Below are 25,311 nucleotides of genomic sequence, written 5' to 3'. Positions count from 1 at the left end.
GCGGAGGCGCTCGCTGTGACATGGGTGACGCAATGTACGGACCACGTCACGACTTGTAGAGGTTTCTGCGGTAGATAACGGACTTTTGCCCGCGAGTCGATCGCCCCCACCCGCTGTCCCAGGTGCGGTGATCGGGAGCGGAACGTGCGCTTCAATCCGCCATTGTCCGATTCGCCCAAGGATGTTGATCAAGCGGAATGCGGCATTTGTCGCACAGTTCGTGAGCAAACTCACAGGAAGATCGTCGAGTTCTCCATCACTTCGCAGGGAATAGCGCGCATAGCCTGACGCTTTACACGGTTGCCGGAAACGACAAGACGGCTTTCCGCAACCCCTTTCCGACCCTTTGACACTCGCGAGGCGTGCAGCAGTGAAGACGACGATGATGTTCCGCAACATAGCCAATCCGCGGCGCACCACCCTGGCCCACCTCACGGACGCCGACGAGCTCGGCGCCACCGCCCCCGAGGTCCCGGAGCACACCGTCGAGCTGCCCCAGCAGACCGCCAACCCCCGCCGCACGGTCCTGATGGTCGCCCCCGAGCAGGGCGCCCCGGCGTAATCGCGCAGCGGACGCGCCGCGGCCCCGCGATAGCCTGGAGTGTCATCTCCGGCCAGTGATCAATGAGGGGCAGCGGCAACCCGTGCGCATCGCCAGATTCTCCATCGACGGCAACGTCGGCTTCGGCGTCGTCGAGGGCGACGAACTCGACGTCATCAAGGGGCACCCCTTCGCGGAATTCGAGCGCTCGGGGCAGAAGGTCCCCCTCGAGAAGGTCCGGCTGCTGCCGCCCGTCCTGCCCAACAAGGTCGTGGCCATCGGCCGCAACTACGCCGAACACGCCGCCGAGCTGGGCAACGACGTCCCGGACGTGCCGGTCACCTTCTTCAAGCCGTCCACCTCGGTGATCGGCCCCGGCGACCCCATCGCGTACCCCTCCTTCTCCGAGGAGGTGCACCACGAAGCGGAGCTCGCCGTCGTCATCGGCCGGATGTGCCGCGAGGTGCCCCGCGAGCGCGCCAAGGACGTGATCCTCGGCTACACCTGCGCCAACGACGTCACCGCGCGCGACGTCCAGCGGCGCGAGAAGCAGTGGGCCCGGGCCAAGGGCTTCGACAGCTCCTGCCCGCTCGGCCCCTGGGTCGAGACCGGGCTCACCCCCGAGGACGTCGCCGCGGGCCTCGCGGTCCAGTGCACGGTCAACGGCGAACAGCGCCAGCTCGGCCGCACCAGCGACATGGTCCGCCCGATCGAGGACCTCATCGTCCACATCACCGAGGCGATGACCCTGCTTCCCGGCGACGTCATCCTCACGGGCACCCCGGCCGGGGTCGGCCCCCTCAACGTCGGCGACGAGGTCGCCGTCACCATCGAAGGCATCGGCACTCTCACCAACAAGGTGATCAAGCGTGGCTAACGCGACCCCCGTCCGCGTCCGTTTCAGTCCCTCCCCGACCGGCAACCCCCATGTCGGCCTGATCCGTACGGCCCTGTTCAACTGGGCCTACGCACGGCACAACAAGGGCACCCTGGTCTTCCGGATCGAGGACACCGACGCGTCCCGCGACTCCGAGGAGTCCTACAACCAGCTGCTGGACTCCTTCCACTGGCTCGGCTTCGACTGGGACGAGGGCCCCGAGGTCGGCGGCCCGCACGCGCCGTACCGCCAGTCCCAGCGGATGGACATCTACCGGGACATCGTCGACCGGCTCCTGGCCGCCGGCCACGCCTACCACTGCTACTGCACCACCGAGGAGCTCGACGAGCGCCGCGACGCCGCCCGCAAGGCCGGCCGGCCCTCCGGCTACGACGGCACGTGCCGCGAGGTGAGCGCCGAGCAGAAGGCCGCCTACGAGGCCGAGGGCCGCACCTCGATCATCCGCTTCCGGATGCCCGACGAGCCGATCACCTTCACCGACCTGGTGCGCGGCGAGCTGACCTTCACCCCGGAGAACGTCCCGGACTACGGCATCGTGCGCGCCAACGGCGCCCCGCTGTACACCCTGGTCAACCCCCTCGACGACGCCCTGATGGGGATCACCCACGTCCTGCGCGGCGAGGACCTGCTCTCCTCCACCCCCCGCCAGATCGCCCTCTACCGGGCCCTGATCGAACTGGGCGTGGCGAAGGAGATCCCGTCCTTCGGCCACCTGCCCTACGTCATGGGCGAGGGCAACAAGAAGCTCTCCAAGCGCGACCCGCAGGCCTCCCTCAACCTCTACCGCGACCGCGGCTTCCTGCCCGAGGGCCTGCTGAACTACCTTGCGCTGCTCGGCTGGTCCTTCTCCGCCGACCAGGACATCTTCTCGGTGCCGGAGCTGATCGAGAAGTTCGACATCGCGGACGTCAACGCCAACCCGGCCCGCTTCGACCTGAAGAAGGCCGAGGCGATCAACGCCGACCACATCCGGCAGCTGGACGTCAAGGACTTCATCAAGGCCTGTGAGCCCTGGCTGAGGGCCCCGTTCGCCAACTGGGCCCCGGAGGACTTCGACGAGGCCGCCTGGCAGTCCATCGCCCCGCACGCCCAGACCCGCCTGACGGTGCTCTCCGACATCACCGCCAACGTCGACTTCCTCTTCCGCAAGGAGCCGGTCGAGGACGAGGCGTCCTGGACGAAGGCGATGAAGGGCGACCCGGTCGCCCTGCTGACCACCGCCCGCGCCAAGCTCGACGCCGCAGACTGGGCCGCCGGTCCCGAGCCCCTCAAGGAGGCCGTACTGGCCGCCGGCGAGGAGCACGGACTCAAGCTCGGCAAGGCCCAGGCCCCCGTCCGGGTGGCCGTCACCGGCCGCACGGTCGGCCTGCCCCTCTTCGAGTCCCTGGAGGTCCTCGGCAAGGAGCGCACCCTCCAGCGCATCGACGCGGCCCTGGCCAAGCTGGCCGGCTGACCTCGCAGACACCCCTCGGGCCCGGACGCCGCACGGCTTCCGGGCCCGAGGCGTTCCCGGACCGCTCCGCTAGATTGCCGGTATGCCCATTCGCGCCGTCCTGTGGGACATCGACGACACGCTCTTCGACTACACGGGGTCGGACCGCGCCGGTGCGCTGCGCCACCTCCGCGCGGAGGGGCTGCTGGCCGCGTACGGCGGCGAGGAGGCGGCACTGGCGCGCTGGCGCGCCGCCATGGAGACCGAGTTCGCCCGCTTCCTCGCGGGTGAGGTGGGGTTCCTCGACCACCGCCGAGGGCGCGCCCGGACGTTTTTGGGCATCGAGCTGACCGACGACGAGGCGGACGCCTGGTTCGCCCGGTACGTCGCCCACTACGAAGCGTCCTGGGTGCTCTTCCCGGACTCCGCGCCCGCCCTGGAGGCGCTGGCACCGCTGGTCCGCCAGGCGGTGCTGTCGAATTCCTCCTCCGCCAGCCAGGAGCGCAAACTGGCGGCCCTGGGCATCCGTGCCCGCTTCGAGGCCGTGCTGTGCGCCGACGTGCTGGGGCACGCCAAGCCCGCCCCCGAGGCCTTCACGGGCGCCTGCGAGGCGCTCGGCCTGGCACCCGAGGAGGTCGTCTACGTCGGCTACCGGCTCGACATCGACGCGCTCGGCGCCCGGGACGCCGGGCTGACCGCCGTATGGCTGGACCGTACGGACACCGGCGAGGAGCTGCCACCCGGCATCCGGCGCATCGCGAGCCTGGCGGAGCTCCCCGAGCTGTTGCGCGGAGTTATCGGTTTTGGAGCCCCGTCCACGATCAGGTAATGTTCTTCCTGCGCCGCCCGAGAGGGCCGAAAGGCCCGGCCGGGAGGCGCAGATCAAATCAGGCCCCCCAAGGGGGGTTGCGCTTTGATGGCCTATGGTGTAATTGGCAGCACGACTGATTCTGGTTCAGTTAGTCTAGGTTCGAGTCCTGGTAGGCCAGCTCGCAGAGCTCATCTGCAAAGCCCCCGTTGTGTAGCGGCCTAGCACGCTGCCCTCTCAAGGCAGTAGCGCCGGTTCGAATCCGGTCGGGGGTACAGATCCTTCCCAGGGAGACAGTCCGGGTCGCACCCGCTGTCACTCATGCAGGATCGCTAGGGCCCCCGTTGTGTAGCGGCCTAGCACGCCGCCCTCTCAAGGCGGTAGCGCCGGTTCGAATCCGGTCGGGGGTACTGGTCTAAACCACCATGGGCTATGGTGTAATTGGCAGCACGAGTGATTCTGGTTCATTTAGTCTAGGTTCGAGTCCTGGTAGCCCAGCGCAGCGTGTCCTCGGGACAGGCTCAACTGCAGGAAAACTTGCCCCCGTTGTGTAGCGGCCTAGCACGCCGCCCTCTCAAGGCGGTAGCGCCGGTTCGAATCCGGTCGGGGGTACAGAAGAGGAAGGCCCTCCGCGTCATGCGGGGGGCCTTTCCGCGTCAAGGGCCGTCGCCGAAGCGCTTATTGGACTCCTCGGCCTCCGCCAGCCGGCGCAGGCTGAGCAGTACCGGCTCGTAGAGCACGGTCAGCGCCACCGCCGCCTCCACCTGCTCCGCCGGGGTCCGGTACCTCTCGACCAGGTCCAGGTCGCTCACCGCGAGCCCGGCCGCCGAGCGGGCGTAGGGCAGCAGATCCGCGATGTCGCACGGGTAGCCGAGGCGGTGCAGCGCGGCGATGGCGGAGACCAGCGTCCGGAAGGCCCGGGCGTGGCCGGCGATGGCCAGTCCGAAGCGCCAGCCGACGCGTTCCAGCAGTTCGGTGGCGGTGCGCCGGGCGAGTTCCGTCGCGGGATCGCGCTCGTCGGGCTCCGGGCCGTGCGGGAGCGCCTCGACGGCCGTACCCAGGCGGGAGAGCTGGTCGCGGGAGTCGTCCTCGACGGCGGACACCACCTCGCGGGCGGTGCTGACCGGCACCCGGCCGATCTGGATCAGGGCCCGGACGAGCCGCAGCCGCCGCAGATGCTCCTCGTCGTACTCGGACTGGGTGGCGGTGATCCGGCGGCCGGGAGGCAGCAGCCCCTCGCGCAGGTAGTACTTGATCGTGGCGGTGGACACCCCGCTGCGCTCGCTGAGCTCTGCCAGTCGCATGACCCTTGCGCCCTTCGTTAGAGAGTGGCACTATCCAATCATGGATAGCGACGCTATCCAACGTCGAGCGACGTGGCGAAGGGGGTTGTCATGGGTGGTCAGCCGGTGCAGGGGCGGATGACGGCGGACGGCACCGAGGAGGTGGTGGTCTTCCTCATCGGGATGCGGATCAACAACTGGCGGGCGGTGCGCAGTTGGCTGCCGGTGTTCCGGGCGATGCCGCGCATGATCAAGGAGCTGGCGAAGGATCCGGCGCGGGGGCTGCTCGGCTTCCGCGTCCTGCCGGGGCTGCGGAACTTCTCGGTCCTGCAGTACTGGGAGTCGAAGGAGAAGCTGCTGGCGTACGCGAGCGACCAGAGCGGTGAGCACCGGCCGGCCTGGGCCGCCTTCAACCGGCGAGCGCGGGCGGGCCGGGGTGAGGTCGGCATCTGGCACGAGACCTACGTCGTGCCGGCGGGCTCCTACGAGACCATCTACGCCGACATGCCGCCGCATGGGCTGGGGCAGGCCCGCGGCGTGGTGCCGGTGGGCCGCCGCGGGGAGCGGGCGGCGGAGCGGCTGGGGAGCTGAGCCGTGGCGGCGGCGTCGAAAAGGGGCGGCCCTGTGCGGATCATCCGCACAGGGCCGCCCCTCTTCGGCGTGGTGACCGCGACCGGCGACGGCTTCTGCCCCGCCCGCCCCGTCGCGGGGAGGTCAGCCGTTGCGGCGCAGGCCCTCGGAGAGGCGGGCCGCCGCGTCGATGACCGCCTGGGCGTGCATCCGGCCCGGGTGGCGGGTCAGCCGCTCGATCGGTCCGGAGACCGAGACGGCGGCCACCACGCGGTTGGAGGGGCCGCGCACGGGGGCGGAGACGGAGGCCACGCCCGGCTCGCGCTCACCGATCGACTGGGCCCAGCCGCGGCGCCGTACGCCGGACAGGGCGGTGGCCGTGAAGCGCGCGCCCTGCAGGCCGCGGTGCAGCCGCTCCGGCTCCTCCCAGGCCATCAGGATCTGGGCGGCCGAGCCCGCCTTCATCGGGAGCGTGGAGCCGACCGGGACGGTGTCCCGCAGTCCGGACAGCCGTTCCGCCGCCGCCACGCAGATCCGCATATCGCCCTGCCGCCGATAGAGCTGGGCGCTTTCGCCCGTCACATCGCGCAGGTGGGTGAGCACCGGTCCGGCCGTGGCCAGCAGGCGGTCCTCGCCGGCCGCCGCGGCCAGCTCGGAGAGCCGCGGGCCCAGGATGAACCGGCCCTGCATGTCCCTCGCCACCATCCGGTGGTGTTCCAGAGCCACGGCCAGCCTGTGGGCCGTGGGTCGTGCAAGCCCTGTCGCCGCGACCAGCCCGGCGAGGGTGGCCGGACCGGACTCCAGGGCGCTCAAAACCAGAGCTGCCTTGTCGAGAACGCCGACGCCGCTAGAGTTGTCCATGCAACGATACTCGCGTCTCACACTGTGAAACGCAAGTTCAATTTTCCAGGGAAGTCGTCAGTCTGTAGGTGTGGCCCTCGACCAGGGCCCGGCGTAAGGCCCGGCAGGGGGACTTCTGCGGGCACCCGCGCATGGACGAGCAAGGCCGGCAAAGCGGCCGGCCGGAGGGAAAGCGATGGGACGGACACTCGCGGAGAAGGTCTGGGACGACCATGTCGTCCGGCGCGCGGAAGGCGAGCCCGACCTCCTCTTCATTGATCTGCACCTGCTGCACGAGGTCACCAGCCCGCAGGCGTTCGACGGCCTCCGCAAGGCCGGCCGCCAGGTGCGCCGGACGGACCTGACCATCGCCACCGAGGATCACAACACCCCGACCCTCGACATCGACAAGCCGATCGCCGACCCGGTCTCGCGCACGCAGCTGGAGACGCTGCGCAAGAACTGCGCGGAGTTCGGCGTCCGGCTGCACCCGCTGGGCGATGTCGAGCAGGGCGTCGTCCACGTCGTGGGACCGCAGTTGGGCCTGACCCAGCCCGGCACCACGGTGGTCTGCGGTGACAGCCACACCTCCACCCACGGAGCCTTCGGCGCCCTGGCGTTCGGCATCGGCACCAGCCAGGTCGAGCACGTCCTGGCCACCCAGACGCTGCCGCTGGCCCCCTTCAAGACCATGGCGATCACCGTCGACGGCGAGCTGCCCGAGGGCGTCACCGCCAAGGACCTGATCCTGGCGATCATCGCCAAGATCGGCACCGGCGGCGGCCAGGGGTATGTCCTGGAATACCGCGGCTCGGCCATCGAGAAGCTGTCGATGGAAGCCCGGATGACCATCTGCAACATGTCGATCGAGGCGGGTGCCCGGGCCGGCATGATCGCCCCCGACCGGACCACCTTCGACTACCTGCAGGGCCGTGACCACGCCCCCCGCGGCGAGGACTGGGACGCCGCGGTCGCGTACTGGAAGACGCTGCGCACCGACGACGACGCGGTCTTCGACGCCGAGGTGCGCATCGACGCCGCTTCGCTGTCGCCGTTCGTCACCTGGGGCACCAACCCCGGCCAGGGCGCGCCGCTTTCGGCGAGCGTCCCCGACCCGGCTTCGTACGAGGACGCCTCGGAGCGACTGGCCGCCGAAAAGGCCCTGGAGTACATGGGGTTGACGGCGGGTCAGCCGCTGCGCGAGATCGCCGTGGACACCGTCTTCGTAGGTTCGTGCACCAACGGCCGCATCGAGGACCTGCGCTCCGCGGCCGCGATCCTTCAGGGCCGCAAGGTCGCCGACGGCGTACGGATGCTGATCGTTCCCGGCTCGGTCCGGGTCTCCCTGGAGGCCGTCGCCGAGGGCCTGGACAAGGTGTTCACCGAGGCGGGCGCCGAATGGCGGCACGCGGGTTGCTCGATGTGCCTGGGCATGAACCCCGACCAGCTGGCGCCCGGTGAGCGCTCCGCATCCACCTCCAACCGCAACTTCGAGGGCCGTCAGGGCAAGGGCGGCCGTACCCACCTGGTCTCTCCGCAGGTCGCCGCCGCGACGGCGGTTCTCGGCCATCTGGCCTCACCGGCCGACCTGTCCGACGTCGCCGTCGCCACGCCCGCGGGAGTCTGAACCATGGAAGCTTTCACCACCCACACCGGCCGGGCCGTCCCGCTGCGCCGCAGCAACGTCGACACCGACCAGATCATCCCGGCCCACTGGCTGAAGAAGGTCACCCGCGACGGCTTCGAGGACGGGCTGTTCGAGGCCTGGCGCAAGGACCCGGAGTTCGTCCTCAACCAGGAGGCGCACAAGGGCGCCACGGTGCTGGTCGCCGGACCCGACTTCGGCACCGGCTCCTCGCGCGAGCACGCCGTCTGGGCGCTGCAGAACTACGGCTTCAAGGCCGTCATCTCCTCGCGGTTCGCGGACATCTTCCGCGGCAACTCCCTCAAGAACGGCCTGCTGACGGTGGTCCTGCCGCAGGAGACCGTGGACCGGCTGCAGCAGCTGGTCGAGGCCGACCCGACCGCCGAGGTGACCGTCGACCTGGTCGACCGCCAGGTCCGTGCGCAGGGCGTCACCGCCGACTTCGAGCTGGATGAGAACGCGCGTTGGCGTCTGCTGGAGGGGCTGGACGACATCAGCCTCACCCTTCGGGAGGAGCCGTCCATCGTGGCGTACGAGGCGAACCGGCCGTCGTTCAAGCCGCGTACGATGGAGGTCTGACCTCGGGTTTTATGGCTCAAAGCCATATTGCGTACGATGCGCCCCCTGTGCAGTTGGCAGGGGGCGCATCTGCGTGTCCAGGCCGCTGTTGAGGCCCCGTGAAGCGACAACTCGCCGCAGATGGCACAATTAGCGCATGGAACGCGACGACCAACTCAAGCTCTACGGTCTCGTCGCCGACCGTCTCAAGGACGCACACGCAAGAGTGCGGACACTGCAAGTCCCGGAGGGCGTACGGATGGCGCTGAACCGGAAGCTGCTCGTCATCACGGCCGCGGCTAAACACGATCTTGCGGACGCGGCAAGGCGTCTGGAGTGGTTCATGGAAGACCTCGACGAAGGTCGTTATCCCGAAGATGTGCACGCCGACGGAAGTCCGTGAAGGTCGAGTTCGTTGCGGCACAAGGGTGATTAGCCCGTTTCGTGTTTGATTTGCGGTATATATCTGCCTAACGTGCGAAAAAGCTTGGAAACTTTCGTTCCAGCAATGTCTCCGAAGGGGAAGACGTGAACAAGGCGCAGCTCGTAGAAGCCATTGCCGACAAGCTCGGCGGCCGCCAGAACGCCGCGGACGCGGTCGACGCGGTACTGGACGCAATCGTCCGCGCAGTTGTCACCGGCGACCGTGTTTCGGTCACCGGATTCGGCTCGTTCGAGAAGGTCGACCGTCCGGCCCGTTACGCCCGTAACCCGCAGACGGGTGAGCGCGTGCGGGTCAAGAAGACCTCGGTGCCGCGTTTCCGCGCCGGTCAGGGCTTCAAGGACCTGGTGAGCGGCTCGAAGAAGCTCCCCAAGGGCGGCGAGGTCGCCGTCAAGAAGGCCCCCAAGGGCAGCCTGACCGGCGGCGCGGCCATCAAGAAGGCCGCCGCGAAGAAGGCCACCGCCAAGAAGGCCGCCGCGAAGAAGGCCACCACCGCCAAGAAGGCGGCGGCGAAGAAGACCACCACGGCGAAGAAGGTCACCGCCAAGAAGACGACGGCGAAGAAGACCACCGCCAAGAAGGCGACCACCGCCAAGAAGGCCACCACGGCCAAGAAGGCCACCACGGCCAAGAAGGCGACGGCGAAGAAGACCGCCCCCGCCAAGAAGGCGACGGCGAAGAAGGCCCCCGCCAAGAAGGCCACCGCCCGCAAGACCACCGCGAAGAAGACCACCGCCCGCAAGCGGTAATCAGCAGCGGCGACGCCATGCGTCGGGCCGGTCTCCCTCCGGGGAGCCCGGCCCGCGGCGCGTTCGGGCGCCGTCTAGGCTCTGTGTCATGCAGGCCACCGCGTACACGTACGACTCCGACACCCGCTCTGGCAGCGTCCTGCTGGACGACGGGACCCCGCTGCCCTTCGACGCGGCGGCCTTCGACGCCGGCGGTCTGCTGCTGCTGCGGCCCGGTCAGCGGGTCCGCATCGAGGTCACCGGGCAGGGCGACGCCCGGCACATCGACCTGATCACGCTCCAGACGCTCTGACCGGCGGCGGCAGACGCGGCGCATGGCGGGCCGTGTGGGGGCCCACGCCCAGTGCCAGCGCGGCCAGCAGGTCCTCGCCGGTGTCCACGTCCCGGCGCACCGACACCACGTCCGGCGTGGTGATCTCCCGCGCTCCGGACGCCAGGTGACGGGCCCGCGAGGCACCGCCGAATGCCGGTGCCAATTCCACTCCGGAAGTCGCGGTCAGAAGTGTTGTCCCGATATCTGCCGCATCCGCGAGAAATGCACGGGGAAATAGCGAAGCGGAATGGAGCACCAGTTCCAGTTCGGTCGGGCGCAGTGCCGGAAGGTCGGCGTTCAACGCGGCGACCGGCGCGCCCGGACGGTGCGCCCGCACCGCGCTCGCCCCATGGGCCAGTGCCGCGTTGAGCCCCCGCGCCGGTGTGTCGGGCACGATCCGCGCCCCCAGGGCCGCCAGACGCTCCCCGGCGAGCGGATCATCCGTGACAACCACCACATCCCGCACGTCTTCGCAGGCCAGCGCCGCTGTCACGGTGTCCAGGGCGAAGGCGAGGGCCAAGCGGGGCCGAAACTCCTCACCGGCCGCCCCCGAGAGCCTGCTCTTGGCCCGCACCAGCGGCTTCAGCGGCACGACCAGGCTCCAGCCCACATCCGCTCCGTCTCTTCGCATCGGCGCCATTCTCACCCGCCGCCGCCGCTCTCCGGGAGCGCCGGGGTTACGGTGTCCTCGACATAGCGGGTACCTGGGGCGACACTTGTGCGGCTGCCGGCCCGCAGCAGCATCACAGGTCCCACAAGGAGGGTGTCCCAGTGTCCCGCCGCAGAATCGGCTTCTGGTACCGCTTGGCCGCGGTCATCTGCAAACCGCCGCTCTTGGTTCTGTTCAAGCGGGACTGGCGAGGAATGGAGCACATTCCGGCCGACGGCGGATTTATCACCGCGGTCAACCACAACTCGTATCTCGACCCGCTCTCGTATGCGCACTATCAGTACAACACCGGGCGGGTCCCCCGATTCCTCGCCAAGGCCGGACTCTTCAAGAGCGGCTTTGTCGGTCTGATGATGCGCGGCACCGGCCAGATCCCCGTCTACCGGGAAACCACCGACGCCGCCACCGCGTTCCGCGCCGCCGTCACCGCCATCCACAAGGGCGAATGCGTCGCCTTCTACCCCGAGGGCACCCTCACCCGCGACCCGGAGCTGTGGCCCATGCAGGGCAAGACCGGTGCGGCGCGGGTGGCCCTGCTGACGAAGGCGCCGGTCATCCCCGTCGCGCAGTGGGGCGCCAACGACGCGATGCCGCCGTACGCCAAGGAGAACAAGCTCCAGCTGCTCCCGCGCAAGACCCTGCGGGTCAAGGCGGGACCGCCGGTCGACCTGAGCGCGTACTACGACCAGGAGCCGACCGCCGAGGTGCTGCGCGCGGTCACCGACCGCATCATGGCCGCGATCACCGAGCAGCTCGCCGAGCTCCGCGGCGAGCAGGCCCCGGCCGAACCGTACGACTGGCGCAAGGCGATCGCCCAGGAGCGCCGCGCCGCCCGGGAGGCCGCCAAGGCAGGCCGCGCCGCGGTGGCGGAGCGGGCCGCCGAACCGGCCGCCGCCACCGAGGGCGCCGCCGCCCCGCAGCAGGTCCGAAGCACCCAGCAGGCACAGGAGGATGAAGGCAAGTGACGCGCTGCGCCGTCTACGGCACGGGGTCCTGGGGCACCGCATTCGCGATGGTGCTGGCCGACGCGGGATGCGAGGTGACCCTGTGGGGGCGCCGCGCCGGCCTCGTCGACGCCATCAACAACGGCCGCACCAACCCCGACTACCTGCCGGGGGTCGAGCTCCCCGCGTCCGTACGGGCCACCACCGACCCCGCACAGGCGGCACGGGACGCGGAGTTCACCGTCCTGGCCGTCCCCTCCCAGACGCTGCGCGGCAACCTCGCCGAATGGGCGCCCCTGCTGCCCTCCGACACGATCCTGGTCTCCCTGATGAAGGGCGTCGAACTGGGTACGGCCAAGCGCATGAGCGAGGTCATCGAGGAGGTCGCCAAGGCACCCGCGGACCGCGTCGCCGTGCTGACCGGCCCCAACCTCGCCAAGGAGGTCGCGGCCCGGCAGCCCGCCGCCGCGGTCATCGCCTGCACCGACGAGTCGGTCGCCCGACGCCTGCAGAGCGCCTGCCACACCTCGTACTTCCGCCCGTACACCAACACCGACGTGGTGGGCTGCGAGCTGGGCGGCGCGGTCAAGAACGTCATCGCGCTCGCCGTCGGCATCGCCACCGGCATGGGCCTGGGCGACAACGCCAAGGCCTCCCTGATCACCCGGGGGCTCGCCGAGACCACCCGGCTCGGCCTGGCCATGGGCGCCGACGCGCACACCTTCGCGGGCCTGGCCGGCATGGGCGACCTCGTCGCCACCTGCTCCTCGCCGCTGTCGCGCAACAACACCTTCGGCACCAACCTCGGCCGCGGGATGACGCTTCAGGAGACCATCGCGGTCACCAAGCAGACCGCCGAGGGCGTCAAGTCCTGCGAGTCCGTGCTCGATCTGGCCCGTCGGCACGGCGTCGACATGCCGCTCACCGAAACGGTCGTGGACATCGTCCACGAGGGCAAGCCGCCGATGGTGGCCCTCAAGGAGCTGATGTCGCGCACCGCGAAGTCCGAGCGGCACTAGCACCCCGTGGTGGGCCGTTGCCGGTTGCGGCGGTACTACCCGGCGCCGCAACACTGACGCACGCCCTACCAGCAGGTACCCTCAACGCGATATGAGCAGCCAGACCTCCTCCCACAAGCCCCGCGTCGCCGTCGTGTTCGGCGGACGCAGCTCCGAGCACGCCATCTCCGTACTCACCGCCGGAGCCGTGCTGCGCGCCATCGACCGCGAGAAGTACGACGTGCTGCCCATCGGCATCACCACCGACGGCCGCTGGGCGCTGACCGCCGACGACCCCGACCGGATGGCCATCAGCGACCGGCAGCTGCCCAGCGTGGCCGCGCTCGCCGAGTCCGCCGACGGCTCCGTCGTGCTCCCCGTCGACCCGACCAGCCGCGAGGTCGTCTACAGCGAACCGGGCTCGGTGCCCAAGGCGCTCGGCGAGGTCGACGTGGTCTTCCCCGTCCTGCACGGCCCCTACGGCGAGGACGGCACCCTGCAGGGCCTGCTGGAGCTCTCCGGCGTGCCCTACGTCGGCTCGGGCGTGCTCGCCTCCGCCGTCGGCCAGGACAAGGACTACATGAAGCGGGTGTTCACCTCCTTCGGGCTGCCGGTCGGCCCGTACGAGGTCGTCCGCCCGCGGGAGTGGGACAAGGATCCCGCCGCCGCCCGCAAGAAGATCGTGGACTTCGCCGCGGAACACGGCTGGCCGCTCTTCGTGAAGCCCGCCCGGGCCGGCTCGTCCATGGGCATCAGCAAGGTCGACGACCTCGCCGGCCTGGACGAGGCCATCGAGGAGGCCCGCCGGCACGACCCCAAGATCCTCGTGGAGTCGCTGCTGCGCGGCCGCGAGATCGAGTGCGGGGTGCTGGAGTTCGAGGACGGCCCGCGGGCCAGCGTCCCGGCCGAGATCCCGCCGGTGACCGCGCACGACTTCTACGACTTCGAGGCCAAGTACATCGACTCGGCCACCGGGATCGTGCCCGCGCCGCTGACCGCCGAGCAGACCGCCGAGGTCCAGGAGCTGGCCGTCGCGGCCTTCGAGGCGGCCTCCTGCGAGGGCCTGGTGCGGGCGGACTTCTTCCTGCAGGAGGACGGCGAGTTCGTGATCAACGAGATCAACACGCTCCCGGGATTCACACCCATCTCCATGTATCCGCGGATGTGGCAGGAGAGCGGTGTGAGCTACCCGGAGCTGATCGACCGGCTCCTCCAGGCCGCGCTCCAGCGCTCGACGGGGCTGCGCTAGACGCCCTTCGGCACGGTCTCGCGCACGGCGCCCGCGAGGTCGGTGAGCACATCGACCTCGGGGGCGTACTCGCCGGGAACGGTCACCTCGACATAGGCCTTGCGCAGCACGGTCGTGAAGCGGTACCCGTCCTCCTGCTTCTCGAAGAGCCATTCGACGCCGTTGACTTCCGCCGCGTCGGCCTTGGGGTTGTAATGTTCACTCCCGTACGTCAGGACGTCGGGCTTCGGCACCCCGCAGCGCAGTTTCACGGCAGGATCGCCCCATATGGCAGTGAAGTCGGAAACGGGCTCGGCGGCACCTCGCGCGAGCCCGTCCACGGTCTTGGGCAGTTCCCGGTGGAGCGCCCGGCAGTGCCGTGCCGCCTCACCGGTGGGTGAGGGGGCGGCCACGTCCCCGGAAGACGAGCAGCTCACCGCGCCGACCAGCACGGTGAGCAACGACAGGGCCAGGTACCGGCGACGCGCACAGATCACCCGGCCGAGCATACGGGGGAGCTACAGATGAACGACCGGACAGGTAAGGGTGCGGGTGATGCCCTCCACCTGCTGGACCTTCGCGACCACCATCCGTCCCAGCTCGTCGACAGTGTCGGCCTGGGCGCGCACGATGACGTCGTAGGGGCCGGTCACGTCCTCGGCCTGCAGTACACCGGAGATCTTCGAGATCACCTCCGCTACCGCCGAGGCCTTGCCGACCTCGGTCTGGATCAGGATGTAGGCCTGTACCACGGAACCTCCAGGGCGGCTTCGAGGATCATGTGGGAAGAAGGGACGCCACGGTACCGCGTCACCGCGCGGAGCGGGGAGACCCGCGCGGTGAACAGGGGAAGTGGGGCGCAGCCGTCAGCCACGTACGGACCGTCCGTACACATGGGAAGGGCAACAGCATGAAGGGCACCGTGGGGGAGCTTGGGGAGTTCGGGCTGATCAGGGAGCTCACCTCCCGGCTCACCTCCACTCCGGCGGTACGGATCGGGCCGGGCGACGACGCCGCGGTGGTCACCGCGCCGGACCGCAGGGTGGTCGCCAGCACCGACATCCTGCTGGAGGGCCGGCACTTCAGGCGTGACTGGTCCACCGCCTACGACGTCGGCCGCAAGGCCGCGGCGCAGAACCTCGCCGACATCGCGGCGATGGGCGCGGTGCCCACCGCGATCCTGCTCGGCCTGGTCGTCCCCGCCGAGCTCCCCGCGACCTGGCCGACCGAGCTGATGGACGGCCTGCGGGACGAGTGCCAGGTGGCCGGTGCCGCGGTCGTCGGCGGCGACGTCGTGCGCGGCGACACCATCACCGTCGCCATCACCGCGCTCGGCGACCTGCGCAACCAGGAGCCGGTCACCCGGGCCGGCGCCCAGCCCGGCGACGTGGTCGCGGTGACCGGCTGGCTGGGCTGGTCCGCCGCCGGGCACGCCGTTCTGACCCGCGGCTTCCGCTCACCGCGGGCCTTCGTGGAGGCGCACCGCCGCCCCGAGCCCCCGTACCACGCGGGCCCGGCGGCCGCCGGACTCGGCGCCACCGCCATGACCGACGTCAGCGACGGACTCGTCGCCGACCTGGGGCACATCGCCGAGGCCAGCAAGGTCCGGATCGATCTGCGGTCCGCCGCGATCGACATCCCCTCGCAGATGTCCGACATCGGCACGGCGGTCGGCGTGGACCCGATGCAGTGGGTCCTCAACGGCGGTGAGGACCACGCCATCGTGGCCACCTTCCCGCCCGACGTGAAGCTGCCCGCCCGGTGGAAGGTCATCGGCGAGGTCCTCAACCCCTCCGCGCTGCCGCAGGTGACGGTGGACGGCGCCCCCTGGGCGAAGGCCGGCTGGGACCACTTCGGGGACAACGGGGACGCCTAGGGCCTCTCCGGCCCTGATCGCCCGGGAAGGCCCTAGTAGATTCGGCCGCATGCGCACACCTCCACGCGTCCTGACCGTCGCCGGGTCCGACTCCGGCGGCGGCGCGGGCATCCAGGCCGACCTGAAGACGATGCTGGCGCTCGGCACCCACGGCATGAGCGTGCTGACCGCCGTCACCGCCCAGAACTCCCTGGGCGTCCAGGGCGCGTGGGAGCTGCCCGCCGAGGCCGTCCGGGCCCAGTTCCGCAGCGTCGTCGACGACATCGGCGTCCAGGCGGTCAAGACCGGGATGCTCTCCTCCGCGGAACTCGTCGAAACCGTCGCGGAGCTGCTCGCCGAACTCACGGTCCCGGTGGTCGTCGACCCCGTCGGGGTGTCCAAACACGGCGATGCGCTGCTGGCCGCCTCCGCGCTGGACGCGGTGCGCGGCAAGCTGCTGCCCACGGCCACCGTCGCCACCCCCAACCTGGACGAGGTCGCCCAGCTCACCGGCGTACGCGTCCAGGAGGAGGCCGACATGCGGCGGGCGGCCGCCGCCGTCCTGGAGTTCGGGCCGCGCTGGGCGCTCATCAAGGGCGGCCATCTGCCGGCCGCGGCGGGCGGCGGGCCCGGCGGCGCCGGGGACACCGCCGTCGATCTGCTCACCGACGGCACCGAGGAGCACTGGCTGCGCGCCCCCCGCCACGACAACCGGCACACCCACGGCACCGGCTGCACCCTGGCCAGCGCGCTCGCCGCACGGCTGGCCCAGGGGGACACCGTCCCGCAGGCCGCCGCGGCCGCCAAGGAGTACGTCACCGGCGCCATCGCGGCCGGCTTCCGGCTGGGCGCGGGCATCGGCCCCGTGGACCACGGCTGGCACCTGCGCGACGCGCGCTGAGCGCGGCCCCGGCGACGCTCCGGCCGGTCAGCGGCGCTCGCGGGACGAGTCCTGTGCCTGCCCTGCCCTGCTCGGCCCCGGGAACGGCGGAAGCCGGTCCACCACGGAGGTGGACCGGCTTCCCAAGCAACCGGTCGGGCTGCGCTACGGCTAAGGCGTCAGCGCGAGACCTTGCCGGCCTTGATGCACGAGGTGCAGGCGTTCAGCTTCTTCGGCGTGCGCCCGATCACTGCACGCACCGTCTGGATGTTGGGGTTCCAACGACGGTTGGTGCGGCGATGCGAGTGCGAGACACTCTTGCCGAAGCCCGGCCCCTTGCCGCAGACGTCGCAGTTGGCAGCCACGGGTCACTCCAAAGACTTCAGATGCACTTACGGTGAAATCCCGACGAGCCGAGTGCATTGCCCGGCCGGCGTCGTCAGGAGAGGAAATGGCCCGATTCGCATCGGGCAACCGGAGCAGCATACAACGACCGCTCCCGTAGAACGAAACTATCACGCACCCCAGGGCCCCCGCCCCGGCCTCCCCACCCGGCCGCGGCTACTGTGCGGTGCATCCCGTGACCCAGGAGGACGACGTGCCGTACCCGCTCGACGCCGCCGCGGTCCGCTCCTGGTGCGGGCTGGCCCTGGAGGCGCTCGGCCGGGAACGCGAGCGGATCGACGCGATCAACGTCTACCCGGTGGCCGACGGCGACACCGGCACCAACCTGTACTTGACGCTCGAATCGGCCGCTCGCGCGGTCGAGGCGGCCTTCGACGGGCACGCCTCGGCCGGTACCGCCCCCGGCCTGGCCGACGCCATCGGCGCCATGGCACACGGCGCCCTCATAGGGGCGCGCGGGAACTCCGGCACGATCGTGGCGCAGCTGCTGCGCGGGATGACCGAGGTGCTGGCGGCCGCGGACGGCGGAGACGACGGCGGAGCGGACGCGCTGCGCAGGTCGCTGCGCCGGGCCGCCGCGGCGACCTACGAGGCCGTCGCGCACCCCGTGGAGGGCACCGTCCTGACCGTCGCGACCGCGGCCGCCGACGCCGCGGAGCGGGCCGCCGGCGGGACCGGCGGCGCGGCCGGGATCGCCCACGCCGCCCACGAGGGCGCCCGCAGCGCCCTGCGGGCGACCCCCGGGCAGCTCGCGGTCCTGGGCCGGGCCGGCGTCGTGGACGCCGGCGGCTGCGGGCTCGTCGCCCTGCTGGGCGCGCTCGCCGACGCGCTCGGCGGGAAGGTCTCGGCGACCCCGGTCGCGGTACGGGCCGACGCCCCGCTGCCCGAGGCGGCCGGCTGCGAGGCCGCCGCCCGGACGGCCGCGGAGGACTGCGCGGACCCGGACGGGCCGGCCTTCGAGGTGATCTACCTGCTGGAGGCCGACGACGCGGCCGTGGCGCGGCTGCGCACCCGCCTCGACGGCCTCGGCGACTCCCTGGTGGTGGTCGGCGGGGACGGCCTGTGGAACGTCCATGTCCACGTCGACGACGCGGGCGCGGCCGTGGAGGCCGGCATCGAGGCGGGCCGGCCGTACCGGATCCGCATCACCCACTTCGGCGGTGCGGGCCGCGCCAAGGAGCCGGCGATGGCGGCCCGGGCCGTGGTGTCGGTGGTGCCGGGCGACGGACTGGCCGGACTGTGTGCGCAAGCCGGCGCCACGCCGGTCTCGGTACGCCCCGGCGAGCCGCCCGCCAGCGGTGAACTGGTGCAGGCGATCCGGCAGGCGCACGCCCGCGAGGTGATGCTGCTGCCCAACGACCCCGAACTGCGGCACACCGCGGCGGCCGCCGCCGAACAGGCCCGCACCGAAGGCGTACGGGTCGCGCTGATCCCCACCCGCGCCGCCGTCCAGGGCCTCGCGGCGCTGGCCGTGCACGAGCCGGGCCGCAGCTTCGACGAGGACGTGGTCGCGATGACCTCGGCCGCGGGCGCCACCCGCTACGCCGAGCTGGCCCTCGCCGAGCGGCAGTCGTGGACGATGGCCGGGGTCTGCCAGGCCGGGGACGTCCTGGGCCTGATCGACGGCGATGTCGCGGTGATCGGTTCGGACCTCACCCGCACCGCGATGACGGTCCTGGACCGGATGCTGTCGGCCGGCGGGGAACTGGTGACCCTGGTCCTGGGCGCCGACGCGCCCCACTCCCTCGCCGAGCGACTGGAACGGCATGTGCGCGAGCGGCATCTGGCCGTGGACACGGTCGTCTACGAGGGTGGCCAGCACGCCGCGCCGCTGCTCATCGGCGTGGAGTGAGCACCCCGTGCCGGTGGGTGAGCCGCGATTGTCACAGGCGTGGTGTGCAATAGACGCGTGGCTGCGCTCGACGAACCCCTGAAGAAGATCCTCGGCGGCACCACCGCGAAGGTGCTGGCCGAGCAGCTCGACCTGCATACGGTCGGCGACCTGTTGCACCACTACCCGCGCCGGTACGCCGAGCGTGGTGAGCTGACCCGCCTCGCGGATCTCCCGCTGGACGAACACGTCACGGTCCTCGCGCAGGTCGCGGATTCCCGGGTGCTGAAATTCAACGCCGGCCGGGGGCAGCGCCTCGAAGTGACGCTCACGGACGGCAGCGGCCGGCTCCAGCTGGTCTTCTTCGGAAAGGGCATCCACAAGCCGCACAAGGAGCTGCTGCCGGGGCGGCGCGCGATGTTCGCCGGCAAGGTGTCGGTCTTCAACCGCAAACTGCAGCTCGCCCACCCCGAGTACGAGCTCCTCGACCGCGACGCCGGCGACGGAGCCGACGCGGCCAGCGCGTTCGCCCATCAGCTGATGCCGATCTACCCGGCCTGCCAGCAGATGGCGTCCTGGAAGATCGCCAAGGCGGTCGACGCGGTGCTGCCCAGCGCGCAGGACGCCGTCGACCCGCTGCCCGAGGCGCTGCGCGAGGGGCGCGCGCTGGTCCCGCTCACCGAGGCACTGCTCAAGATCCACCGGCCGGCGAGCAAGGCCGACATCGCCGACGCGCGGGCCCGGCTGAAGTGGGACGAGGCGTTCGTGATGCAGGTCGCCCTCGCCCGCCGCCGGCTCGCCGACACCCAACTCCCCGCCGTGGCACGCAAGATGGTCAAGGGCGGCATCCTCGACGCCTTCGACGCCAAGCTGCCCTTCACCCTCACCGACGGCCAGCAGAAGGTCAGCCGGGAGATCTTCGACGATCTGGCGACCGAACACCCCATGCACCGCCTCCTCCAGGGCGAGGTGGGCTCCGGCAAGGCGCAGCCGCTGGACGCCCTGGTGCTGACGCCGCGCGGCTTTCGGCCCATGGGGGAGATGGCCGTCGGCACGGAGGTGGTCGTGCCCAGCGGCGAGATCGCCGTGGTGGACGGCGTCTTCCCACAGGGGGAGCGGGAAGTGTGGCGGCTGGTGCTGTCCGACGGCAGCGCCGTCGAGTGCGACGACGAGCACCTGTGGATCGTCGGGGCCCGCGACACGCAGGAGCGGGTGCTGACGACGCGCGAGCTGCGCGGCGATCTGCTGGGCGCCGACGGGCGGCCCAAGTGGTCCATCGCACCGGCCGTGCCGGTGGACCTCGATGGCGGGGAGCTCCGCCCGCTCGATCCGTACGAGCTGGGCAGGGCGCTGGCCGACCACGGGGGCCGGGTCCCGGACGCCTACCGCAACGCACCGCTCAAGGAGCGGCTGGCGGTGGTACGGGGTCTGCTGGACGCCGCCGGACGGCCCGCGGGCGCCGACACCGTCCTGCGTGCCCTGCCCGGCCCGCTGGCCGACGACCTCGCCTGGCTGGTGCGGTCCCTGGGCGGCCGTGCGCAGGCGCGCCCAGCGGGCGAGGGCGCCTGCGACGTCCACCTGGCGCTGCCGGAAGAAGGCGGCGGCGACGGCTTCGGCCGCACCATCCAGGCCATCGAGCACGTCGGCCGCAAGCCCGTCCAGTGCATCAGCGTCGCGCACCCCGACCACGCCTATGTGACCGACCACTTCACCGTCACGCACAACACCATGGTCGCGCTGCGCGCCATGCTCGGGGTGGTCGACAGCGGTGGCCAGGCCGCCATGCTCGCGCCGACCGAGGTGCTGGCCCAGCAGCACCACCGCTCCATCACCGAGATGATGGGCGAACTGGCCGAGGGCGGCATGCTGGGCGGGGCCGAACAGGGCACGAAGGTGGTGCTGCTGACCGGCTCCATGGGGGCCGCGGCCCGCCGCCAGGCGCTGCTCGATCTGGTCACCGGCGAGGCCGGGATCGTCGTCGGCACCCATGCCCTGATCGAGGACAAGGTGCAGTTCCACGACCTGGGGCTGGTGGTCGTCGACGAACAGCACCGCTTCGGCGTCGAACAGCGCGACGCGCTGCGCGGCAAGGGCAAGCAGCCGCCGCACCTGCTGGTCATGACGGCCACACCCATTCCGCGCACGGTCGCCATGACCGTCTTCGGCGATCTGGAGACCTCCGTCCTGGACCAACTCCCCGCCGGACGCTCGCCGATCGCCAGCCATGTGGTGCCCGCCAAGGACAAGCCGCACTTCCTCGCCCGCGCCTGGGAGCGGGTCCGCGAGGAGGTGGCCGCCGGGCACCAGGGCTATGTGGTGTGCCCGCGGATCGGCGACGACGAGGAGGAGGCGCCCAAGGGCGCCAAGAAGGGCGGTTCCGGCACCAAGGGGGCCGCCGCCGAAGCGAGTTCACCGGAGGACGCGGAGGAGAAGCGCCCGCCGCTCGCGGTGCTCGACATCGCCGAACAGCTCGCGAAGGGACCGCTCGAGGGCCTGCGGGTGGCGGTGCTGCACGGCCGGATGGCGCCGGACGACAAGGACGAGGTGATGCGGTCCTTCGCCGCCGGCGAGCTGGACGTGCTGGTCGCGACGACGGTCATCGAGGTCGGGGTGAACGTCCCGAACGCCACCGCCATGGTGATCATGGACGCGGACCGCTTCGGCGTCTCCCAGCTGCACCAGCTGCGCGGCCGGGTCGGCCGCGGCTCGGCGCCCGGACTGTGCCTGCTGGTCAGCGAGATGCCCGAGGCCAGCCCCGCGCGGGCCCGGCTGGCCGCCGTGGCCGCCACCCTCGACGGCTTCGAACTCTCCCGCATCGACCTCGAACAGCGACGCGAGGGCGATGTCCTCGGACAGGCGCAGTCCGGCGTCCGCTCCTCCCTGCGGATGCTCACGGTCATCGACGACGAGGAGATCATCGCGTCCGCCCGCGAGGAGGCCACGGCGCTGGTCACCGCGGATCCGGAGCTGACCGGCTATCCGGAGCTGAGGATCGCGCTGTCCGCCCTGCTGGACGAGGAGCGGGAGCAGTATCTGGACAAGGGCTGAGGGGTTGCGCGACGACCGGGGGAGCGCCGGCCGGCCCGGCACCGGGCGCGGGACGGGGACTTCCCGCGCCGTTCGGCCGTGAGATCGATCACGGCCCCGGGCGCTCGTGCGGCGCCTCGGACGGCCGCTCGCCGCCGGTCGACGGAATATCGTGGAGGAGCGGAGCCCGACCGGCTCCCACCAGCACTCCACACCGACCACGCGCAACGTAAGGACGGGCCCATGACCCGCGTGATCGCCGGTACGGCCGGCGGCCGCCGCCTGGCCGTACCACCCGGCAACGGCACCCGCCCGACCTCCGACCGGGCGCGCGAGGGCATGTTCTCCACCTGGGAGTCGCTCGACGGGCCGCTGGCCGGTGCCCGGGTGCTCGATCTCTACGGCGGTTCCGGGGCGGTCGGGCTGGAGGCGCTCTCCCGCGGTGCCGCCCACGTCCTGCTGGTCGAGGCCGACGCCCGCGCCGTCCGCACCATCCGCGACAACGTCCGCACGGTGGGCCTCCCGGGCGCCGAGGTCCGGGCCGGCAAGGCCGAACAGACCGCCGCCGCACCGGCCCCCGGCGACCCGTACGACATCGTCTTCCTGGACCCGCCCTACGCGGTGACCGACCAGGAACTGCGCGAGATCCTGCTCACACTCCGTGGTCAGGGGTGGCTGACCGAGCATGCACTCGTCACCGTGGAACGCAGCACCCGAGGCGGCACGTTCCCATGGCCGGACGGATTCGAAGCGATCAAGGCCCGTCGCTACGGCGAGGGGACGCTTTGGTACGGTCGCGCCGCTTCGACGTCCGCCGAATCGACGTCAACAAGCGTGTCATGACCGGATCGGAGAGCGAGGAACCCGAGTTGCGCCGCGCCGTCTGTCCGGGGTCGTTCGACCCCATCACCAACGGGCACCTGGACATCATCGCCCGTGCCTCCAAGCTGTACGACGTCGTCCACGTCGCCGTGATGATCAACCAGTCCAAGAAGGGGCTGTTCACGGTCGACGAGCGGATCGACCTGATCCGCCGGGCCACCGCCGAGTACGGCAACGTCGAGGTCGAGTCCTTCCACGGCCTGCTCGTCGACTTCTGCAAGCAGCGCGACATCCCCGCGATCGTCAAGGGGCTGCGCGCCGTCAGCGACTTCGACTACGAGCTGCAGATGGCCCAGATGAACAACGGCCTGTCGGGGGTGGAGACCCTCTTCGTGCCCACCAACCCCACCTACAGCTTCCTGTCCTCCAGCCTCGTCAAGGAGGTCGCCGCCTGGGGCGGTGACGTCTCCCACCTGGTCCCGTCGTTCGTCCTCGAAGCCCTCACCGAGCGGCTGCGCGACAAGGACTGACCCCGTCCCCGGCGCACGCCCGCGACGCTTTGCTGACGGTCCGTCAGTCGGTGTCGGGTGCAGGCCCCGTGGACGTACAGTCGACCCCGTTCCGTCGTTCCAACCCCCAGAGAGTGGCGAGTCCAAGGTGGACGTGCAGAAGAAGCTCGACGACATCGTCGCGACCGTCGCCGGCGCCCGGTCCATGCCCATGTCGGCCTCGTGCGTGGTCAACCGCGCCGAGCTGCTCGCCCTGCTGGAGGAGGTGCGCGCGGCACTGCCCGGCTCCCTCGCGCAGGCGCAGGAGCTGCTCGGCGGGCGCGAGCAGATGGTCGAGCAGGCGCGCGCCGAGGCGGAGCGGATCATCGAGTCCGCACACGCCCAGCGCGGTTCGCTGATCTCCGACACCGAGGTGGCCCGGCAGTCCCAGGACGAGGCCGACCGGATCCTCGCGGAGGCCCGCCGGGAGGCGGAGGAGATCCGCGCCGAGGCCGACGACTACGTCGACAGCAAGCTCGCCAACTTCGAGGTCGTGCTCACCAAGACCATCGGTTCGGTCGACCGCGGCCGCGAGAAGCTGCTCGGCCTCGGCGCCGGCCTGGACGACCAGGGGTACCCGGACGAGGACGGCACCGCGCCCCCCGAGCGCAGCGCCGACCCGGAGACCCTCAGGCAGCGCGCCGACGCGTACGTGGACGCCAAGTTCGGGGCGTTCCAGGCCGTGCTGAGCAAGACGCTGGAAGCGGTGGGCCGGGGCCGCGACAAGCTCCAGGGCGCCCGGGCGATCGACGAGCTGGGCGCACATCTGGCGGCGCAGGGCGACGACCCGCACTCCGGCCGGCCGCAGGCCGACGCCGAGTACCTGGCCGGGCTGGCGGGCATCGGTGCCGACCAGGTCCCACAGGCCCCACAGGTGCCCCAGCTGCCCCAGCAGCAGCCCCAGGAGCACCAGCAGCCACTCCAGCCCCAGCAGCAGGAGTACTACCCGGACCCGGCGGCCTACCAGCAGCAGGACGTCTACGGCTACCAGCAGCCCCATGACGTCGCGTACGCCCAGGACGCCCAGCACCCCGGCGCGTACGGCTACGACTGGCAGCAGCAGGGCTACGACCCGAACGCCTACCTCCAGCAGCAGGTGCCCCCGCAGCCCCAGCACGCCCCGCACGGCCAGGCCGCGCAGCCCGGCGCCCTGGACGAGACCAGCCTCTTCGACACCAGCATGATCAACCTCGATCAGCTGCGGCAGTACGAGGAGGGGCGCCAGTAGGCGACCCGGCTGCCGGACCGGTCCGGCCGGGAGCGGATTGGGCCTATCGGGGCCCGTCCAGTATCCTGGCTCTTCGGTCGCGCGTATGTCCGCGATCTCGGCTGCCCGGATTTCCACGACGGAATACGGGCGGCGCGAAAACCCCGGAGAAAGCAGGAAGCCATCAACGCCCGCCTCGACCACCGCTCCCCTCTCGTGTTCGACACACGTGAGCTGGGCCGGCGGCCCGGTGCGCTCAAGAGGGTCTCCCGCTCCGCCGAGGCCCCCCGGGACCTCGGCAACGAGGTGATCGGTGTGCCCGAGGGCGCACCGGTCGAGCTCGACCTCCGCCTGGAGTCGGTCATGGACGGGGTGCTTGTCACAGGTACCGCCCGTGCAACCGTCAAGGGGGAGTGCGTAAGGTGTCTGGAGCCGCTGGAGCGAGAGCTCGACAGCGACTTCCAGGAGTTGTTCGCCTACCCCGACGCCGATGCCAGGGTCCACGACAAGGACGCCGGCGACGACGCCGAGGATGAGGAGGACACCCTCTTCCTCGAGGACGACCTGTTCGACCTCGAACCCGTGCTGCGGGACGCGGTGGTGCTTGCACTGCCGATGCAGCCGGTGTGCCAGGACGACTGCCCGGGCCTGTGCTCCGATTGCGGAGCGCGGCTGGCGGACGACCCGGACCACCACCACGACGCCGTCGACATCCGTTGGGCGGCACTGCAGGGACTCGCCGGGACCGTCAAGGACGGCGAGAAGGACAACATGGGCGGCGCCGAAGCGGGCGTCGACGAGAAGCAGGAGAAGTAGC

General features: G+C 71.0%; 27 protein-coding genes and 5 tRNA genes. 26 read left to right on the top strand and 6 right to left on the bottom strand.

The genetic code is table 11. From position 1 onward, the window contains the following. The first annotated feature begins 370 nt into the window (after positions 1-370). The 9 genes from AC0680_RS09800 (at position 371) to AC0680_RS09760 (ending at position 4,291) form a co-directional block, all read left to right on the top strand. On the top strand, positions 371-562 hold the full coding sequence (locus tag AC0680_RS09800) for a hypothetical protein (protein WP_468974815.1): 192 nt from the start codon (positions 371-373) through the stop codon (positions 560-562). 82 nt (positions 563-644) lie between these two features. Then, complete coding sequence (locus AC0680_RS09795; RefSeq protein WP_384433766.1) at positions 645-1,418, top strand: fumarylacetoacetate hydrolase family protein; 774 nt, start codon at positions 645-647, stop codon at positions 1,416-1,418. Continuing rightward, positions 1,411-2,892 carry a glutamate--tRNA ligase gene (gltX, locus tag AC0680_RS09790; protein ID WP_478626384.1) on the top strand — a complete coding sequence of 494 codons (1,482 nt, stop codon included), beginning with the start codon at positions 1,411-1,413 and terminating at the stop codon, positions 2,890-2,892. The genes AC0680_RS09795 and gltX overlap by 8 nt, the downstream gene beginning before the upstream one ends. An 82-nt stretch (positions 2,893-2,974) precedes the next feature. Continuing rightward, entirely contained in the window at positions 2,975-3,700 is a 726-nt protein-coding gene (locus AC0680_RS09785) for an HAD family hydrolase (RefSeq protein WP_478626382.1), read from the top strand. Between the two features lie 88 nt (positions 3,701-3,788). Next, positions 3,789-3,860 (top strand) — tRNA-Gln (locus AC0680_RS09780). A 21-nt stretch (positions 3,861-3,881) separates the two neighbouring features. Next, positions 3,882-3,954: transfer RNA gene (locus tag AC0680_RS09775), tRNA-Glu, on the top strand. Positions 3,955-4,016: 62 nt separating this feature from the next. Beyond that, a tRNA-Glu gene (locus AC0680_RS09770) sits at positions 4,017-4,089 on the top strand. 16 nt (positions 4,090-4,105) lie between these two features. Further along, a tRNA-Gln gene (locus tag AC0680_RS09765) sits at positions 4,106-4,177 on the top strand. Positions 4,178-4,218: 41 nt separating this feature from the next. Further along, positions 4,219-4,291: transfer RNA gene (locus AC0680_RS09760), tRNA-Glu, on the top strand. Positions 4,292-4,335: 44 nt separating this feature from the next. On the opposite strand, the gene AC0680_RS09755 is transcribed toward AC0680_RS09760, so the two are convergent. Then, entirely contained in the window at positions 4,336-4,983 is a 648-nt protein-coding gene (locus AC0680_RS09755; protein WP_478626380.1) for a MerR family transcriptional regulator, read from the bottom strand. Positions 4,984-5,073: 90 nt separating this feature from the next. Between AC0680_RS09755 and AC0680_RS09750 the strand changes: the two genes are divergently transcribed. Continuing rightward, on the top strand, positions 5,074-5,553 hold the full coding sequence (locus AC0680_RS09750) for a DUF4188 domain-containing protein (RefSeq protein WP_478626378.1): 480 nt from the start codon (positions 5,074-5,076) through the stop codon (positions 5,551-5,553). Positions 5,554-5,676: 123 nt separating this feature from the next. On the opposite strand, the gene ndgR is transcribed toward AC0680_RS09750, so the two are convergent. Next, complete coding sequence (ndgR, locus tag AC0680_RS09745; protein ID WP_030414225.1) at positions 5,677-6,393, bottom strand: IclR family transcriptional regulator NdgR; 717 nt, start codon at positions 6,391-6,393, stop codon at positions 5,677-5,679. 175 nt (positions 6,394-6,568) lie between these two features. Here ndgR and leuC point away from each other — a divergent pair, with 175 nt between their 5' ends. The 5 genes from leuC to AC0680_RS09720 all read left to right on the top strand — a co-directional run bounded on the left by leuC (position 6,569) and on the right by AC0680_RS09720 (position 10,058). Next, entirely contained in the window at positions 6,569-7,999 is a 1,431-nt protein-coding gene (gene leuC, locus AC0680_RS09740; protein WP_478626375.1) for a 3-isopropylmalate dehydratase large subunit, read from the top strand. Positions 8,000-8,002: 3 nt separating this feature from the next. Next, a complete protein-coding gene (gene leuD, locus AC0680_RS09735) occupies positions 8,003-8,596 on the top strand; it encodes a 3-isopropylmalate dehydratase small subunit (protein WP_478626374.1) in 594 nt (197 codons plus the stop codon). A 136-nt stretch (positions 8,597-8,732) separates the two neighbouring features. Further along, entirely contained in the window at positions 8,733-8,978 is a 246-nt protein-coding gene (locus tag AC0680_RS09730) for an SCO5555 family protein (protein ID WP_384433744.1), read from the top strand. A 125-nt stretch (positions 8,979-9,103) separates the two neighbouring features. Continuing rightward, positions 9,104-9,766, top strand: a complete 663-nt coding sequence (locus tag AC0680_RS09725) for an HU family DNA-binding protein (RefSeq protein WP_393493920.1) — start codon at positions 9,104-9,106, stop codon at positions 9,764-9,766. An 88-nt stretch (positions 9,767-9,854) separates the two neighbouring features. Further along, positions 9,855-10,058, top strand: a complete 204-nt coding sequence (locus AC0680_RS09720; RefSeq protein WP_393493917.1) for a hypothetical protein — start codon at positions 9,855-9,857, stop codon at positions 10,056-10,058. On the opposite strand, the gene cofC is transcribed toward AC0680_RS09720, so the two are convergent. Then, positions 10,039-10,689: a 2-phospho-L-lactate guanylyltransferase gene (gene cofC, locus AC0680_RS09715; RefSeq protein WP_478626372.1), complete on the bottom strand. Its 651-nt coding sequence runs from the start codon at positions 10,687-10,689 to the stop codon at positions 10,039-10,041. The two genes, AC0680_RS09720 and cofC, sit on opposite strands and share 20 nt — an antisense overlap. 161 nt (positions 10,690-10,850) lie before the next feature. Between cofC and AC0680_RS09710 the strand changes: the two genes are divergently transcribed. The 3 genes from AC0680_RS09710 to AC0680_RS09700 all read left to right on the top strand — a co-directional run bounded on the left by AC0680_RS09710 (position 10,851) and on the right by AC0680_RS09700 (position 13,940). After that, positions 10,851-11,714, top strand: coding sequence for a lysophospholipid acyltransferase family protein (locus AC0680_RS09710; RefSeq protein WP_478626371.1), 864 nt, complete (start codon positions 10,851-10,853; stop codon positions 11,712-11,714). Continuing rightward, positions 11,711-12,712 (top strand): NAD(P)H-dependent glycerol-3-phosphate dehydrogenase, encoded by a 1,002-nt coding sequence (locus AC0680_RS09705; RefSeq protein ID WP_478626370.1) that lies wholly within the window; start codon positions 11,711-11,713, stop codon positions 12,710-12,712. The genes AC0680_RS09710 and AC0680_RS09705 overlap by 4 nt, the downstream gene beginning before the upstream one ends. A 91-nt stretch (positions 12,713-12,803) precedes the next feature. After that, a complete protein-coding gene (locus AC0680_RS09700; RefSeq protein WP_478626368.1) occupies positions 12,804-13,940 on the top strand; it encodes a D-alanine--D-alanine ligase family protein in 1,137 nt (378 codons plus the stop codon). On the opposite strand, the gene AC0680_RS09695 is transcribed toward AC0680_RS09700, so the two are convergent. After that, positions 13,937-14,428: a DUF3515 domain-containing protein gene (locus tag AC0680_RS09695; RefSeq protein ID WP_478626366.1), complete on the bottom strand. Its 492-nt coding sequence runs from the start codon at positions 14,426-14,428 to the stop codon at positions 13,937-13,939. The genes AC0680_RS09700 and AC0680_RS09695 overlap by 4 nt on opposite strands. A 9-nt stretch (positions 14,429-14,437) precedes the next feature. Beyond that, the gene (locus AC0680_RS09690; protein ID WP_384433720.1) at positions 14,438-14,671 is read right to left on the bottom strand and encodes an Lrp/AsnC ligand binding domain-containing protein; all 234 of its coding nucleotides are present in this window, start codon (positions 14,669-14,671) and stop codon (positions 14,438-14,440) included. 158 nt (positions 14,672-14,829) lie between these two features. Between AC0680_RS09690 and AC0680_RS09685 the strand changes: the two genes are divergently transcribed. Both AC0680_RS09685 and thiD read left to right on the top strand, forming a co-directional pair. Next, positions 14,830-15,795 (top strand): thiamine-phosphate kinase, encoded by a 966-nt coding sequence (locus tag AC0680_RS09685; protein ID WP_468974829.1) that lies wholly within the window; start codon positions 14,830-14,832, stop codon positions 15,793-15,795. A gap of 49 nt (positions 15,796-15,844) precedes the next feature. Beyond that, positions 15,845-16,675 (top strand): bifunctional hydroxymethylpyrimidine kinase/phosphomethylpyrimidine kinase, encoded by an 831-nt coding sequence (thiD, locus tag AC0680_RS09680; protein WP_478626364.1) that lies wholly within the window; start codon positions 15,845-15,847, stop codon positions 16,673-16,675. Positions 16,676-16,833: 158 nt separating this feature from the next. Here the strand turns inward: thiD and rpmB are convergent, their stop codons facing one another. Next, positions 16,834-17,019, bottom strand: a complete 186-nt coding sequence (gene rpmB, locus AC0680_RS09675; RefSeq protein WP_006602870.1) for a 50S ribosomal protein L28 — start codon at positions 17,017-17,019, stop codon at positions 16,834-16,836. Between the two features lie 215 nt (positions 17,020-17,234). On the opposite strand from rpmB, the gene AC0680_RS09670 reads away from it, so the two are divergent. The 6 genes from AC0680_RS09670 (at position 17,235) to AC0680_RS09645 (ending at position 25,310) form a co-directional block, all read left to right on the top strand. After that, positions 17,235-18,911 carry a DAK2 domain-containing protein gene (locus AC0680_RS09670; protein ID WP_478626361.1) on the top strand — a complete coding sequence of 559 codons (1,677 nt, stop codon included), beginning with the start codon at positions 17,235-17,237 and terminating at the stop codon, positions 18,909-18,911. 57 nt (positions 18,912-18,968) lie between these two features. After that, positions 18,969-21,938, top strand: coding sequence for a helicase-related protein (locus AC0680_RS09665; protein WP_478626360.1), 2,970 nt, complete (start codon positions 18,969-18,971; stop codon positions 21,936-21,938). 222 nt (positions 21,939-22,160) lie between these two features. Continuing rightward, positions 22,161-22,760, top strand: a complete 600-nt coding sequence (gene rsmD / locus AC0680_RS09660; RefSeq protein WP_478626358.1) for a 16S rRNA (guanine(966)-N(2))-methyltransferase RsmD — start codon at positions 22,161-22,163, stop codon at positions 22,758-22,760. 26 nt (positions 22,761-22,786) lie between these two features. Continuing rightward, on the top strand, positions 22,787-23,269 hold the full coding sequence (gene coaD, locus AC0680_RS09655; RefSeq protein ID WP_478626710.1) for a pantetheine-phosphate adenylyltransferase: 483 nt from the start codon (positions 22,787-22,789) through the stop codon (positions 23,267-23,269). 127 nt (positions 23,270-23,396) lie between these two features. Beyond that, positions 23,397-24,515 (top strand): cell division initiation protein, encoded by a 1,119-nt coding sequence (locus tag AC0680_RS09650; RefSeq protein WP_478626356.1) that lies wholly within the window; start codon positions 23,397-23,399, stop codon positions 24,513-24,515. Between the two features lie 162 nt (positions 24,516-24,677). After that, positions 24,678-25,310 (top strand): YceD family protein, encoded by a 633-nt coding sequence (locus AC0680_RS09645; protein ID WP_478626707.1) that lies wholly within the window; start codon positions 24,678-24,680, stop codon positions 25,308-25,310. Position 25,311 lies beyond the last annotated feature (1 nt).

Source organism: Streptomyces sp. NPDC043738, from assembly GCF_056436545.1.
This window is presented reverse-complemented; position numbering and strand designations above follow the sequence as displayed.

Coding starts and splice junctions, on each gene's coding strand:
- AC0680_RS09785 (WP_478626382.1), top strand. CDS start 2,975: ATGCCCATTCGCGCCGTCCTGTGGGACATCGACGACACGCTCTTCGAC.
- AC0680_RS09755 (WP_478626380.1), bottom strand. CDS start 4,983: ATGCGACTGGCAGAGCTCAGCGAGCGCAGCGGGGTGTCCACCGCCACG.
- AC0680_RS09750 (WP_478626378.1), top strand. CDS start 5,074: ATGGGTGGTCAGCCGGTGCAGGGGCGGATGACGGCGGACGGCACCGAG.
- ndgR (WP_030414225.1), bottom strand. CDS start 6,393: ATGGACAACTCTAGCGGCGTCGGCGTTCTCGACAAGGCAGCTCTGGTT.
- leuC (WP_478626375.1), top strand. CDS start 6,569: ATGGGACGGACACTCGCGGAGAAGGTCTGGGACGACCATGTCGTCCGG.
- leuD (WP_478626374.1), top strand. CDS start 8,003: ATGGAAGCTTTCACCACCCACACCGGCCGGGCCGTCCCGCTGCGCCGC.
- AC0680_RS09730 (WP_384433744.1), top strand. CDS start 8,733: ATGGAACGCGACGACCAACTCAAGCTCTACGGTCTCGTCGCCGACCGT.
- AC0680_RS09720 (WP_393493917.1), top strand. CDS start 9,855: ATGCAGGCCACCGCGTACACGTACGACTCCGACACCCGCTCTGGCAGC.
- AC0680_RS09700 (WP_478626368.1), top strand. CDS start 12,804: ATGAGCAGCCAGACCTCCTCCCACAAGCCCCGCGTCGCCGTCGTGTTC.
- AC0680_RS09695 (WP_478626366.1), bottom strand. CDS start 14,428: ATGCTCGGCCGGGTGATCTGTGCGCGTCGCCGGTACCTGGCCCTGTCG.
- AC0680_RS09685 (WP_468974829.1), top strand. CDS start 14,830: ATGAAGGGCACCGTGGGGGAGCTTGGGGAGTTCGGGCTGATCAGGGAG.
- thiD (WP_478626364.1), top strand. CDS start 15,845: ATGCGCACACCTCCACGCGTCCTGACCGTCGCCGGGTCCGACTCCGGC.
- rsmD (WP_478626358.1), top strand. CDS start 22,161: ATGACCCGCGTGATCGCCGGTACGGCCGGCGGCCGCCGCCTGGCCGTA.